11 protein-coding genes are annotated in these 13,986 nt (G+C 60.1%); 8 read left to right on the top strand and 3 right to left on the bottom strand.

Annotated elements, in window-relative coordinates:
* Positions 1-153: 153 nt before the first annotated feature.
* The 4 genes from sctC to AOA62_RS12525 all read left to right on the top strand — a co-directional run bounded on the left by sctC (position 154) and on the right by AOA62_RS12525 (position 3,772).
* Positions 154-1,611, top strand: a complete 1,458-nt coding sequence (gene sctC, locus AOA62_RS12510) for a type III secretion system outer membrane ring subunit SctC (RefSeq protein ID WP_099548804.1) — start codon at positions 154-156, stop codon at positions 1,609-1,611.
* Between the two features lie 206 nt (positions 1,612-1,817).
* Positions 1,818-2,219 (top strand): winged helix-turn-helix domain-containing protein, encoded by a 402-nt coding sequence (locus tag AOA62_RS12515; RefSeq protein WP_099548805.1) that lies wholly within the window; start codon positions 1,818-1,820, stop codon positions 2,217-2,219.
* Positions 2,212-2,667: a transglycosylase SLT domain-containing protein gene (locus tag AOA62_RS12520; protein WP_099548806.1), complete on the top strand. Its 456-nt coding sequence runs from the start codon at positions 2,212-2,214 to the stop codon at positions 2,665-2,667. Before AOA62_RS12515 ends, AOA62_RS12520 begins: the two co-directional genes overlap by 8 nt.
* Positions 2,668-2,752: 85 nt before the next feature.
* Positions 2,753-3,772 (top strand): quinone-dependent dihydroorotate dehydrogenase, encoded by a 1,020-nt coding sequence (locus AOA62_RS12525; RefSeq protein WP_099548807.1) that lies wholly within the window; start codon positions 2,753-2,755, stop codon positions 3,770-3,772.
* 285 nt (positions 3,773-4,057) lie between these two features.
* On the opposite strand, the gene AOA62_RS12530 is transcribed toward AOA62_RS12525, so the two are convergent.
* Positions 4,058-4,273: a ribosome modulation factor gene (locus AOA62_RS12530; RefSeq protein ID WP_002553055.1), complete on the bottom strand. Its 216-nt coding sequence runs from the start codon at positions 4,271-4,273 to the stop codon at positions 4,058-4,060.
* Between the two features lie 532 nt (positions 4,274-4,805).
* Here AOA62_RS12530 and rlmKL point away from each other — a divergent pair.
* Positions 4,806-7,070, top strand: a complete 2,265-nt coding sequence (rlmKL, locus tag AOA62_RS12535) for a bifunctional 23S rRNA (guanine(2069)-N(7))-methyltransferase RlmK/23S rRNA (guanine(2445)-N(2))-methyltransferase RlmL (RefSeq protein WP_017134773.1) — start codon at positions 4,806-4,808, stop codon at positions 7,068-7,070.
* Between the two features lie 151 nt (positions 7,071-7,221).
* Positions 7,222-9,606 (top strand): diguanylate cyclase, encoded by a 2,385-nt coding sequence (locus AOA62_RS12540; RefSeq protein WP_099548808.1) that lies wholly within the window; start codon positions 7,222-7,224, stop codon positions 9,604-9,606.
* Positions 9,607-9,713: 107 nt separating this feature from the next.
* Here the strand turns inward: AOA62_RS12540 and dacB are convergent, their stop codons facing one another.
* Positions 9,714-11,174, bottom strand: coding sequence for a D-alanyl-D-alanine carboxypeptidase/D-alanyl-D-alanine-endopeptidase (dacB, locus tag AOA62_RS12545; protein ID WP_017134775.1), 1,461 nt, complete (start codon positions 11,172-11,174; stop codon positions 9,714-9,716).
* 236 nt (positions 11,175-11,410) lie between these two features.
* Here dacB and AOA62_RS12550 point away from each other — a divergent pair, with 236 nt between their 5' ends.
* Positions 11,411-11,755 carry a YggL family protein gene (locus AOA62_RS12550; RefSeq protein WP_017134776.1) on the top strand — a complete coding sequence of 115 codons (345 nt, stop codon included), beginning with the start codon at positions 11,411-11,413 and terminating at the stop codon, positions 11,753-11,755.
* Positions 11,756-11,791: 36 nt separating this feature from the next.
* On the opposite strand, the gene AOA62_RS12555 is transcribed toward AOA62_RS12550, so the two are convergent.
* Positions 11,792-12,982, bottom strand: a complete 1,191-nt coding sequence (locus tag AOA62_RS12555) for a benzoate/H(+) symporter BenE family transporter (RefSeq protein WP_017134777.1) — start codon at positions 12,980-12,982, stop codon at positions 11,792-11,794.
* A gap of 215 nt (positions 12,983-13,197) precedes the next feature.
* Here AOA62_RS12555 and AOA62_RS12560 point away from each other — a divergent pair, with 215 nt between their 5' ends.
* Entirely contained in the window at positions 13,198-13,962 is a 765-nt protein-coding gene (locus tag AOA62_RS12560) for a GntR family transcriptional regulator (RefSeq protein ID WP_017134778.1), read from the top strand.
* Positions 13,963-13,986 lie beyond the last annotated feature (24 nt).

The raw sequence follows: 13,986 nt of genomic DNA on the forward strand, positions 1-13,986 counted from the left end.
GGCACATGCCACGGGGCGGCGGATGGAGCCTGCCGTCACCTTTCCATCAAGATTGAAACTCGAGTGCCTTTCAGTATGGCCGCTTCTTTGCGCCCGACTGCCAGGAACACCCAAGTTGCCTATCGATTCACCGACCCTGATGAGCTATCACCGATGAGCTCTCCCTGGCTATGCCGCTGGCTGCTGTGCGGTGCGTTGCTGTGGGCCAATGCCTGCGCCTGGGGCGCAAGCTACGAAGCCCGGGATGAAAGCCTGCATACCTTTTTCAGTGCGTTGTCGCATTCTTTGGGGGTGCCCGTCGTTGTCAGCCGCGAAGCGGCGCGTAAACGCATTTGCGGCACCTTCGATCTGGAGGCTGCGCAGCAGACCCTCGCAACCGTCGCCGAGCAGCAGGGCCTGATCTGGTACAGCGACGGGCAGGTGCTTTACCTGTATGACGCCAGCGAAGCAAAAAGCTCGGCGGTTGCGCTGCGGCACATTCCGGTCGACAGGTTGCGCGGGTTCATGCGCCGTTCGGGGCTTGATGAATCACGTTATCCGCTCAGAGAGAGCGGCGCGCGCACGTTCTATGTGTCCGGGCCACCTAATTATGTGAACCAGGTGTTGCACCTGGCCCAACTGATGGACAGGCCGCGCACCGAAGTGCGTGTCGGTAAACAGGCCTTCGGTGTGGTGCAGGTATTCAACACCCATGTGGCAGACCGTCAGTACGTCATGGGTGACGACAAGGTCAATGTACCGGGCATGGCCACGATGATCGAGAACCTGCTGGCTATCGAGCAGAAGGATGCCAGGCAGCGCCCTCCGGGTTTGCTGGCTGACAAGAGCCTGTTGGTGATGGCCTACCCGGACTCCAACAGCTTGCTGATCAAGGGCAAGCCTGATCAGGTCAAGGTGATAGAGGAACTGGTGGCGGAGTTGGACAAGCCCAAGCGACCAATCGAAGTGTCGCTGTGGCAGATCGATGTAGACCGTAGAGAACTCGACAAGATGGGCGTGGCCTGGGCTCAGGAAACCGGCACCGGAGCCTCCGTGACGCGGGTGCTGGAGCCCTTGGATGACAGCCGTTTGATGGCACAGCTCGGTGTTCTTGAGCGGCGACGCAAAGCCAGGATCACCGCGTTCCCCGTGCTGCTTACCCAAGAGAATGTTCCAGCGGTTTTCCAGGACAAGCATACTTTTTACCTGCCCAAGCCTGGTGCTGACAGCGGCAAGTGGGAGCCCGTTGGGTATGGCACCGAAGCCAGCGTGCTACCACGCTTTGCGGCAGCGAATCAGATTGAAATGCAGCTGACCCTTGAGGATGGCCGTCAACTGGACAGCAAACTCGAGCCAGGCTCGGTCGGGGCAGTAGGGCGGGTGGGAATCAACACGGTGGTGCGCGTGCCTCAGGGCAAGCGACTGTGGCTGGGCGCGTTTGAACGTGAGGGCGGCGTGGGTTCCGGTCGGCGCGCCGAGGTACGGCTGTTTGTGATCCAGGCCCGGGCGGTTGGTGCAGAGCCGCGGATGCTGGCGGGTGCTATCGGGCCGCCGCCGCTGACGCAAAGTCAATATGAGCGTGTGCAACGCGCATTTGTGCGCGAAAACCGCGAAACCTCTGACATCCAATAACTTTCTGAACGCCTATCAACGCTTTCCTGAGTGTTCGTTGCCGGTAATGGCGAAAAGTCCTACGCGATACGCACACAAAGCCTCGATTACATGGGCTTTTCCCTAGCGTTGTTCAGGGGCCGACTTTCTATAGTCGCGGGGTTGGCGTATCGACCGTTTCTGGAAACAAGGTAATCAATGTCAGTAGATCAGGTACAGAGGTGAATATGACCCTCGCGAATGAAGAACTGGCAGCCTCGTGGTTTTTTGCCGGATGGACCTTGCATGTTGATGGCCGGTTAACGGGTGAGGGTGTGGATATTCAGCTGCCACCCAAGGAGTGGCAGGTGCTGCGGTTGCTGTTGGCATCCGGTGGTGTGCTGATGACCAAGGACCTTTTACTCGAGCAGGCCTGGTCCCGTGGCGAGGTTGCGGAAGAGTCGCTCACCCGTTGTATCTATGAATTGCGCAAGCACTTGAGAGAAGACAAAGGCTTTATCAAGACGATCTATGGCAGGGGGTATCGCTTTACCTGTGCTGTCACCGTTCGGCAACACACCCAACGGCTGCCCGGGCAGGCGTGTGTGCCTCGCATCTGTTCGGCCTGTGGCCAGGTGAACCATGATTAAGCGTTTGCGCAAAGGCTTGCTGCTGTGCCTGCTGATGGGCAGCTACCCGGCCTGGGCCAGTTGTTGGGAGGAAGTCGCCGGCCGGTATGACATTGAGCCGGAGCTGTTGAAAGCCATTGCTGTGGTGGAGTCGGGCGCACGCGCGGGCGCGATGAACCCGGGTAATAGCGATGGTTCGCGAGACATTGGCCTGATGCAGATCAACAGCATGCACTTGCCTCGTCTGGCCAAGCAGGGGATTACCGAGGAAAGGTTGCTGACTGAGCCGTGTTTATCGATCGAGGTGGGGGCTTCGATCCTGGCCGACTTCATCCAGCGCTTCGGTTACAACTGGACAGCCGTGGGGTCCTATAATGCCGGGCCGGCACCCGAGCGTGAGGCATTGCGCCTGCGTTATGCAGAAAAAATCTGGGCGCAGTATGAAGCGTTGGTTGCACATCGCCAGTGACGAATGGACGGCACGCCTCGCACCCGGCGTGCCACCCCGGCTATAATCGCGCCACCTTTCGCCGCCATCCGAGTCTAGCCCGCCCATGTATACCCTGGCCCGCCAGCTGTTGTTCAAACTCTCCCCGGAAACCTCCCACGATCTGTCCCTGGACTTGATCGGTGCCGGTGGCCGCCTGGGGCTCAATGGTCTGGTATGCAAGGCACCGGCAAAAATGCCGGTTTCGGTGATGGGGCTCGATTTTCCCAACCCGGTCGGGCTGGCTGCGGGTCTGGACAAGAACGGCGCGGCCATCGACGGTTTTGCGCAACTGGGTTTCGGCTTTGTCGAGATCGGCACCGTCACGCCACGACCACAACCGGGTAACCCGAAGCCGCGTATCTTCCGTTTGCCCGAAGCCGAGGCAATCATCAACCGCATGGGCTTCAACAACCTGGGCGTTGATAACTTGCTGTCGCGGGTTCAAGCCGCGAAGTACAAAGGCATTCTCGGCATCAATATCGGCAAGAACTTCGACACGCCGGTCGAGCGCGCCGTGGATGATTACCTGATCTGCCTGGACAAGGTCTACGCCCACGCCAGCTACGTCACGGTCAACGTCAGTTCGCCCAACACGCCAGGCCTGCGCAGCCTGCAGTTTGGTGATTCCCTCAAGCAATTGCTCGAAGCCTTGCGCCAGCGCCAGGAAGACCTGGCCGTGCGCCATGGCAAGCGCGTGCCGTTGGCCATCAAGATTGCCCCGGACATGAGCGATGAAGAAACCGTGCTGGTCGCCCAGGCCCTGGTGGATTCGGGCATGGATGCGGTGATCGCTACCAACACCACCTTAAGCCGCGTCGGCGTTGAAGGGCTGGCGCATGGTGACGAAGCGGGCGGCCTGTCGGGCGCGCCGGTGCGGGACCAGAGCACCCATATCGTCAAGGTACTGGCCGCTGAACTGGCGGGGCGCTTGCCGATCATCGCCGTGGGCGGCATCACCGAAGGCAAGCACGCAGCCGAGAAGATCGCTGCCGGCGCCAGCCTGGTGCAACTCTATTCCGGCTTTATCTACAAAGGCCCGGCGTTGATTCGCGAGTCGGTGGATGCCATCGCGGCTTTGCGCTGATAGATCAGCCAATAGATCGTTCCCACGCTCTTTAGATCGTTCCCACGCTCTGCGTGGGAATGCATCAAGTGACGCTCTGCGTCACAACTTCAAAACGGGACGCGGAGCGTCCTGGGCGGCATTCCCACGCAGAGCGTGGGAACGATCAGTAGATCAGCCAATTCCTGAGCATTAAAAAGGGCTCCAAAAGGAGCCCCCTGGGCCGAAGCCCGCCGCCCGGATAGGACGTGCGTGGTTAAGTCGTTACAAAATCTTCAAGGTGGTTGTCGGATTAAGTGCCCCGTGTCAGCCGACGGCGTGAAGTTCGTTGAGTCTGTGGATTCCCGCAGTGCCAGTCATACCGTCCCAGTTGTCGCCGCGTCCTTCTCGCCAGCCGTTGATCCAGGCTTGGCGTACCGACGGTAGAGTAAATGGGCAAAGCTCACGGGATTTACCATGAACGCCATATTGATATCCGCGTAAAAATGCTCTTTCCAACGGATCACGCTTAAGTCTTCTCATAGGGTGTTTCCCTCACTTGTTGACTGTCTAGATATCCTTCGGCCCCGCGTGGGGCCGGGCAGGGTTTTCCTGCCGTTGGTGGGCTCGCTGCCGGCGTGGCGAGCCTATGTGTCGGCGTCGTTACGGCGCCAACCTGTGTTGAGTTCTAACCAATAGGTCACATGGATTCAATGATCGTTTTGTCATAAGCACGTAACGATAACGATGCTATAGCCATAAGCTGGGATGGCTTTTCGCCCCATTTAATAGGCAAACCCAGCTATGATGTGCCCTGCATAGAGGATGGGTTTAATCCTTTAGTGAGAATGCCCGCCTGTTGCAGTCGGTTATTATTCGACGAAGGGTCGGAATATTTCTTTTTGTTGCGATGATTTATTTATCTGCCCCGGCAATTCAGGCTCAAACGCCCGGTAGCCGGGGTGGAACGGCACATTCGTGCCACGCGAGCACTCTTCAAGAAAAGTGCTTGATTGAAAACCGAGCCGGCGATGCGTCGCCCGTTCATTTATTGCTGAAAAGCCTGGAATGCCCCATGTCGGACCGTTTTGAACTCTTCCTCACCTGCCCCAAGGGCCTCGAAGGCCTGCTGATCGAGGAAGCCGTCGGGCTTGGCCTTGAGGAAGCCCGCGAGCACACCTCGGCCGTGCGCGGCATGGCCGACATGGAAACCGCCTACCGCCTGTGTCTCTGGTCGCGCCTCGCCAACCGCGTGCTGCTGGTGCTCAAGCGCTTCCCGATGAAGGACGCCGAGGACCTCTACCACGGCGTGCTGGATATCGAATGGGCCGACCACATGGTCCCGGACGGCACCCTGGCCGTTGAATTCAGTGGCCACGGCTCGGGCATCGACAACACCCACTTCGGCGCGCTGAAGGTCAAGGATGCGATTGTCGACAAACTGCGCACCCCGACCGGCGAACGTCCGTCCATCGACAAGATCAACCCGGACCTGCGCATTCACCTGCGCCTGGACCGTGGCGAAGCCATCCTTTCCCTGGACCTGTCCGGTCACAGCCTGCACCAGCGCGGTTATCGCCTGCAGCAGGGCGCCGCACCGTTGAAGGAAAACCTGGCAGCCGCGATCCTGATTCGCGCCGGCTGGCCGCGTATTGCGGCCGAAGGCGGCGCGCTGACGGACCCGATGTGTGGCGTGGGCACCTTCCTGGTGGAAGGCGCAATGATCGCCGCCGACATGGCGCCCAACCTCAATCGTGAGCTGTGGGGCTTCACCACCTGGCTCGGTCACGTACCGGCGCTGTGGAAGAAGCTGCACACCGAGGCCACCGAGCGTGCTGCCATTGGCATGAACAAGCCGCCATTGTGGGTGCGTGGCTACGAGGCTGACCCGCGTCTGATCCAACCCGCGCGTAACAACATCGAACGCGCAGGCTTAAGCCACTGGATCAAGGTGTACCAGGGCGAAGTCGGCACGTTCGAGCCGCGCCCGGACCAGAACCAGAAAGGCCTGGTGATCTGCAACCCGCCCTACGGCGAGCGTCTCGGTGACGAAGCCAGCCTGTTGTACCTCTACCAGAACCTCGGCGAGCGCTTGCGCCAGGCCTGCATGGGCTGGGAAGCGGCGGTGTTCACCGGCGCGCCGGACCTGGGCAAGCGCATGGGCATCCGCAGCCACAAACAGTATTCATTCTGGAACGGCGCGTTGCCGTGCAAGTTGCTGCTGATCAAGGTCAACCCGGACCAGTTCGTCACTGGCGAGCGCCGCACCCCGGAACAGCGTCAGGCCGAGCGTGAGCAAGCCGCTTACGATCAAGCCCCAACCGAACCGGTCGAGCGCCAGTACAACAAGAACGGCAACCCGATCAAGCCGGCTCCAGCCCCGGTGGTTGAGCAGGCGCGCCTGAGCGAAGGCGGGCAGATGTTCGCCAACCGCCTGCAAAAGAACCTCAAGCAGTTGGGCAAATGGGCCAAGCGCGAAGGTGTGGACTGCTACCGTGTGTACGACGCCGATATGCCGGAATACTCCATGGCGATCGACCTGTACCACGATTGGGTGCATGTGCAGGAATATGCCGCGCCTAAATCCATCGACCCGGAAAAAGCCTCTGCGCGTATGTTCGATGCGTTGGCCGCGATTCCCCAGGCGCTGAACGTCGACAAAAGCCGCGTGGTGGTCAAGCGTCGCGAACGTCAGAGCGGCACCAAGCAGTACGAACGTCAAAGCGCCCAAGGCAAGTTCACCGAAGTCAGCGAAGGCGGCGTGAAGCTGCTGGTCAACCTCACCGACTACCTGGACACCGGCCTGTTCCTCGACCATCGCCCGATGCGCATGCGCATCCAGAAGGAAGCGGCCGGCAAGCGTTTCCTCAACCTGTATTGCTACACCGCCACCGCGAGTGTGCACGCAGCCAAGGGCGGCGCGCGCAGCACCACCAGCGTCGACTTGTCCAAGACTTACCTGGACTGGGCGCGTCGCAACTTCTCCCTTAACGGTTTCTCTGACAAGAACCGCCTGGAGCAAGGTGATGTGATGGCCTGGCTGGAGGCGAGCCGCGATGAGTTCGACCTGATCTTCATCGACCCGCCGACCTTCTCCAACTCCAAGCGCATGGAAGGCATCTTCGACGTACAGCGTGACCACGTGCAGTTGCTCGACCTGGCCATGGCGCGCCTGGCCCCTGGCGGCGTGCTGTACTTCTCGAACAACTTCCGCAAGTTCGTGCTGGAGGACAACCTCAGCGAGCGCTATGCGGTCGAGGAAATCAGCGACAAAACCCTGGACCCGGACTTCGCACGTAACGCGAAGATTCACCGGGCCTGGAAAATCACCGCTCGCTGATCGCCACACTCAAGCTGCACCAAAAAGCCGCAAGCCCGGAATATTCCGGGCTTGCGGCTTTTTTGCACTGGTCAAACACCGGCCTCATGGTTATAACTTAACGCCTAGCCAAAGTGACACCCCCCGCACGCTGGCGTTGTGAGTGTTGCCTATGCCGATGCAAGCCGTTCGCCCGAAAATACTAGGCTTTATCAGTGAGCAGGCGTCGGCTTGGCTGGTGGCATTGGTGGTGTTATTGGCAGGTGGAGCGCTGACGGTCATCGTCGCCTGGGCGGCCGCCGACCTCTACAAACAGCAAGTGCGCCAGCGTTTCCAGTTATTGGTCAACGAGCGCTACACCCGCCTTCAGGAGCGGTTCGAAGACCAGGAGCAACGCCTGGCCAGCCTGCAGCGTTTCTTCGTCAATTCCAGTGACGTGTCCCGCGCCGAGTTCGATGGTTTCGCCAAGCCTTTGCTTCTGCGCGCCCGCGCCTATGCCTGGGCGCCGCGTATATTTCGCGAACAGCGCAACGCTTTTGAACAGGAAATCTCGCGTCAGCGTGGTACACCTTTCGCCATTAGAGAATTGAACACTTCGGGTGAACTGGCGCCGGCGCCCGAGCGCGACGAGTATGTGCCGGTGCTGTACAGCCAGACCCAAAGCTTGCTGGGGTCGCCCTTGGGGTTCGACCTGTTGGCCCAGCCACTGCGCCGTTCGGTGCTTGAGCGGGTGCAGAAAAGCGGCCGGCCTGCGGTGTCCCAGCCCATGCAGTTGGTGGGCGTAGAACCGGCTTATGCCGCCGGCGTCTTGTTGGTGGCGCCCGTGAGCAAACCCGTCGACACCGAGCCCCATGGTTATGTGATGGCAGTGATCAGCATGCGCCAACTGGTCGCCGATGGTTTGCCCAAGCCCAGCCGCGACAACCTGGTGATGCAGATCGTCGACACTTCCGACACGCAGCAGCGCGTGCTGTACGCGTCCAGCAACGCGGTGGGCGACAGCGGCCTTGTTGCCACGCGTCGTCTCACCCTCGGCGACCATGTGTATGCCTTGAGCGTTCGCGCCAGCCAGGTGTTCGACCAGGCCAATCACTCGTCGATGCACACCATACTGGCCATGGGCGTGCTCCTCAGTCTGCTGCTCAGTGCGTTGCTGTATGTGTTGGTCAGCCAGCGCCAGCGCGCGCTCAAGCTGGTGGAACAACGCACGCAGCAGTTGCACCTGCGTGAGCAGGAGCTTCGCGCAGCCCACGGGCAATTGCGCAGTGTGCTGAACGCCGCCACCCATGTTGCGATCATTGCCACTGACCTGCGGGGTGTGATCAACACCTTCAATGCCGGTGCCGAGAAAATGCTCGGGTTCAAATCCGAGGCGGTGGTGGGGCGACTGACCTTGGAAAGCCTGCATCTGGCCCTGGAACTCGAAGCGCGCGCGGCCAGTTTGAGCGTGGCCTTGGGCAAGCGTATTCCGGCGAGCCAGGCGATGCTGGTGGAAAGCCCGGACAATCTGCACGAGGCGCGCGAGTGGACATTATTGCGCGAGGATGGCCGCTACCTGACGGTGAATATGCTCACAACCGTATTGCTGGACGACTACGGCCTGTGGATCGGGCACCTGGCGATCTACATGGATGTGACCGAACAAAAACGCGCCTACGAGGCGTTGGCCGCGCGCGACCGACTACTCAAAAAGCTCAGTGCCCACGTGCCTGGCGGGATTTTTCAGTTCACCCTCGAACCCAAGGGGAAGGGGCGTTTCATCTATGCCAGCGATGGTATGCGCGATATCTATGAAATCGACACGGGCGTACTGCAGCAAGACGCGGACAAGGTGTTCGAACGCATTCATCCGCAAGACGTGGAGCGTGTGCGCCTGTCGATTCGTCTGTCAGCGCTGCAGTTGAGCCATTGGCGCGAAGAGTACCGGGTGGTGTTGCCGCAACGCGGCCTGCGCTGGATTCGCGGCGAAGCCACGCCGGAGGAGTTAACCGGCGGTGGCACGTTGTGGCATGGCTACGTGTCGGATATCTCCGATCTGAAGCGGGTCGAAGAGGAGCTGCGTGCGCTGTCGATTACCGACTCGCTGACGGGCATTCATAACCGCCGTTATTTTCAGGATCGCCTCAAGGCCGAGATGCTGCGGCTCAACCGAACCAAGGGCACATTGTCGTTGATCATGCTCGATATTGATCACTTCAAGCGCATCAATGACCAGCACGGGCATGCGGTGGGCGATGGGGTGTTGCAGGAAGTGTGCAAACGCATCGGCCGGCGCCTGCGCCGCACGGATGTGTTTTGTCGTTTGGGCGGCGAAGAGTTTGTGGTGCTGTGCCCGCATACCGATGCCGAGCAGGCTTATAGCCTGGCGATGGAGTTGTGGCAGTCGCTGCGCACCGAACCGATGGAGGTGGTGGGCGTGGTGACCGCCAGTTTCGGTGTGGCCAGTTGGCGGATCGATGAAGGGATTGACGGGCTGCTGCTGCGCGCGGACTCGGCGGTGTATGTGGCCAAGCAGGCGGGCCGCGACCGGGTGGAGGCCGAGCGCTTGCGCGCCTGATCGTTCCCACGCTCTGCGTGGGAATGCCTCTTGTGACGCTCTGCGTCACGCTTTGGGACGCAGAGCGTCCCAGGCTGCGTTCCCACGCGGAGTATGGGAACGATCAGTTACAAGACGGGCGCTGCGGCTGTCAGCTTCGGCTGGCGATACAGGTCCAGCAGCACCTGATCGAGCACCGAAGAAGCCCCCCATGGCTTCGAATCGTTGAGTATCGCCACCACCACCCAGGTGTTGCCATTGTTGTCGCGGCTGAACCCGGCAATGGCGCGCACGGTGTTCAAGGTGCCGGTCTTGACGTGAGCCTCACCGCGCAGAGCCGTGGTTTTCAGGCGTTTGCGCATGGTGCCGTCGGTGCCGGCAATCGGCAGCGAACTGATGTATTCCGCCGAGTACGGGCCTTTCCACGCCGCTTGCAGCATGGCCGCCATTTCGCGGGCGCTGACGCGTTCGGCGCGGGACAGGCCGGAGCCGTTCTCCATCACCAGGTGCGGCGCGGTGATGCCTTTTTTCGCCAGCCACTGACGCACCACGCGTTGCGCGGCCTTGGCGTCGTCGCCATCGGCGTCGTTGCGGAACTGCGCGCCCAGGCTCAGGAACAACTGCTGGGCCATGGTGTTGTTACTGTATTTGTTGATGTCACGGATGATTTCCGCCAGGTCCGGCGAGAACGCACGAGCCAGCACTTTAGCGTCCTTGGGCACTGGTGCCTGGATATCACGGCCCTGGATGGTGCCGCCCAACTCCTGCCAGATCGCACGCACGGCGCCGGCGGTGTAGGTGGCGTGGTCGAGCAGCGACAGGTAGGTCTGCGAGCTGCACCCATCGCCCAACTGGCCGCTGACCGTCACGGTCACGCTGCCATCGGCGGCGGTCACCGGGCTGTAGCGCACATCGCCAGTGCATTGCTTGGCGTTGGAGACTTTGACCTGGTTGTCGATGCGGATGCTCGCAATCGGCGGCTCGACCGACACGATCACCCGGCCCGAGTCATTGCGGGTGACAAAGCGCAGGGCCTTGAGGTTGACCAGCAGGGCGTCCGGCTTGACCAGGAACGGCTTGTTCTCGTCGTTGCCGTCGTCATTGAATTCAGGCAATTGCGGTTGATTGAAGAAACTGCGGTCCAGCACCAGGTCGCCAGTGACTTGCTGTACGCCATTGGCGCGCAGGTCGCGCATCAACAGCCAGAGTTTTTCCATATTCAGCTTGGGGTCGCCGCCGCCCTTGAGGTAGAGGTTGCCGCGTAACACGCCACCGCTGAGGGTGCCGTCGGTGTAGAACTCGGTCTTCCACTGGTGGTTGGGGCCGAGCATTTCCAGGGCTGCGTAGGTGGTGACCAGCTTCATGGTGGAGGCCGGGTTAACCGAAACATCAGCGTTGAACACGGTCGGCGTGCCGGGCCCGGTGAGGGGCAGCATCACCAACGACAGCGAAGTATTGGGTATTTTGGCTTTCTGCAGTGCCTGCTGAACATTTGGCGGCAGGCTGTTGTTGATCGGCGCGGCGGTGACGGAAAAAGCCAGAGGTAGAAGAAAACCGGCAAAGAGTACTGAACGAAAAGAGTTGATCATAAGGAATAAAACCCTACTGCTGAGAAGGGTGAAAAAGGTGAGGGGTATGGAAGAAAATCCCTCATTGGTCACGAAAGTGTCGGCATTATGCCCCAAGGTGGATCCAGTTGTAGCTGAACGATAGCGGGTATTTCGGGTTTTTTTGCAGACCAATGGCCGCCCGTCCCATAGAGTCGGGCAAAGGTCGGCTTAAACTGCTAAAGTGCCGGCCGTTATTACTTAAGAGGATTGTTCCAATGGCGACTAACCGTTCCCAGCGTCTGCGCAAAAAACTGTGCGTTGATGAATTTCAAGAGCTGGGTTTCGAACTGAACCTGGACTTCAAAGAAGACCTGAGTGAAGAAGCTACCGATGCTTTCCTCGAAGCATTCATCAAAGAAGCCATGGAAGCCAATGGTCTGGGCTATGTCGGCGGCGATGACTTCGGTCTGGTTTGCCTGCAGAAGCGTGGCTCGGTCAACGAAGAGCAACGCGCAGCTGTTGAAAGCTGGCTCAAAGGCCGCAGCGAGCTGAAAAGCGCTGAAGTCAGCCCACTGCTGGACGTGTGGTATCCGGAAAAGCCGATCAACGCGGCTAAGTGATACTAAAAAAACGGCGACCCTCGGGTCGCCGTTTTTTTATGCCTTGCGCCAATTCAGAATCAACAGCGTCAACACCCCCGCCACAATCCCCCAGAACGCCGAGCCGATGGAAAACAGCGTCAAGCCAGACGCGGTGACCATAAAGGTGATCAGCGCCGCTTCCCGCTCCTTGGGCTCATTCATGGCGATACTCAAACCATTGATGATCGAGCCAAACAACGCCAGGGCCGCAATCGACAGCACCAGTTCCTTGGGCAACGCTGCGAATAACGCCGCCAAGGTGGCGCCGAACACCCCGGCGATCCCGTAGAACACCCCGCACCAGACGGCCGCGGTGTAGCGCTTGTTGCGGTCTTCATGGGCATGTGGCCCGGTGCAGATCGCCGCGCTGATGGCCGCCAGGTTGATGCCGTGGGAGCCAAACGGCGCCAGCACCAGCGAGGCCAGCCCTGTTGCGGTGATCAACGGCGAGGCGGGTACGGTATAGCCGTCAGCGCGCAGCACGGCGACGCCGGGCATGTTTTGTGAGGTCATTGCCACCACAAACAACGGGATACCGATGCTGATGGTCGCCGCCAGCGAGAAGTGCGGCGTGGTCCACACCGGTGTTGCCACTTCCAGGTGGAAACCGCTGAAGTCCAGCAAACCCATCAGCCCTGACAACAGGGTGCCGATTACCAGCGCGGCCAGTACTGCATAACGCGGCGACAGGCGCTTGATGATCAGATAGGTGAAAAACATCCCCAGCACCAGGCCTGTGCGATGTTGCGCGGCGACAAAAATCTCGCTGCCGATCTTGAACAGAATCCCCGCCAGCAAGGCGGCCGCCAATGAGGCGGGGATGCGCTTGACCAGTTTTTCAAAGCTGCCGGTCAGCCCGCAGAGCGTGACCAGCACCGCGCAGGTGATATAGGCGCCGATGGCCTCGCCGTAACTTACACCACCCAGGCTTGTGATCAGCAGCGCGGCGCCGGGCGTGGACCAGGCAATGGTGATCGGCGTGCGATAGCGCAACGACAGGCCGATGCTGCACACCGCCATGCCGATGGAGATCGCCCAGATCCACGAAGAAATCTGCGCCGTGGTCAAACCGGCTGCCTGGCCGGCCTGGAACATCAGCACCAGGGAACTGGTGTAGCCGGTCATCATGGCAATGAAGCCGGCGACGACGGCCGACGCAGAAGTGTCGGCCAATGGGCGCAAGGGCGCTTGAGTGGCGTCGGTCATGGAGAGGTGTTCCTTTTACCTGGGAAAAAGCGAATTCAAGCCTAAACTCAAACGTAACCACTCATTGCAATACAGCCGCCGCCGCAAATAGCCGTACAGTGTGTTGGCGCACTGGGTTGTGTACAATGTGCCCTGTTTTTAGGTGATACTTGCCAGCAACACGCTGTTGACGTATTACCGTTAATTCGCCGCCGTTCTCCAAACCCCGAGTGCCCATGAACGAACAGTTGCAACCTCTCAAGAAACAACCGCGAGCCGGCAAGGCTGGTCGCAGCGGAACCCAGGACGATATCGTCTACGCGCATATCTTCGAGGCGATCCTCGAACAACGCCTGGCGCCCGGTACCAAATTGAGTGAAGAAGCACTGGGCGAAATCTTCGGCGTCAGCCGCACCATCATCCGCCGCGCGCTCTCGCGCCTGGCCCATGAAGGCGTGGTACTGCTGCGGCCCAATCGTGGCGCGGTAGTGGCGAGCCCAAGTGTAGAAGAAGCGCGCCAGGTGTTTCTGGCCCGGCGTCTGGTCGAGCGGGCGATCACTGAATTGGCGGTGCAACACGCCACGGCTGAGCAACTGGCCGAGTTGCGCCAGATGGTCAACGACGAACGCGACAGCTTCTCACGGGGTGATCGCGGTGCCGGTATCCGCCTCTCCGGCGAATTCCACTTGAAGCTCGCCGAAGCGGCGAAGAATGCACCGCTGATCAGCTTCCAGCGCAGCCTGGTGTCGCAGACCTCGTTGATCATCGCCCAGTACGAAAGCGGCAACCGCTCGCACTGTTCCTACGATGAGCACACCCAACTGATCGATGCGATCGAAGCACGCGACGCGACGCTGGCAGTGAATTTGATGATGCACCACATGGATCACATCGACAGCAAGCTCAACCTCGACGAGGAAAGCGCGTCGGATGATTTGCACGCGGTGTTCTCGCATTTGCTGCAGACCAAGAAGCCAGGGCGTTCTTCAGTCAAACTGTAATTCTCCAGGTTCGCCTGGGACTAA

Origin of the sequence: Pseudomonas sp. 2995-3 (assembly GCF_002742565.1) — a bacterium.
Taxonomy (GTDB): Bacteria; Pseudomonadota; Gammaproteobacteria; order Pseudomonadales; family Pseudomonadaceae; genus Aquipseudomonas; species Aquipseudomonas edaphica.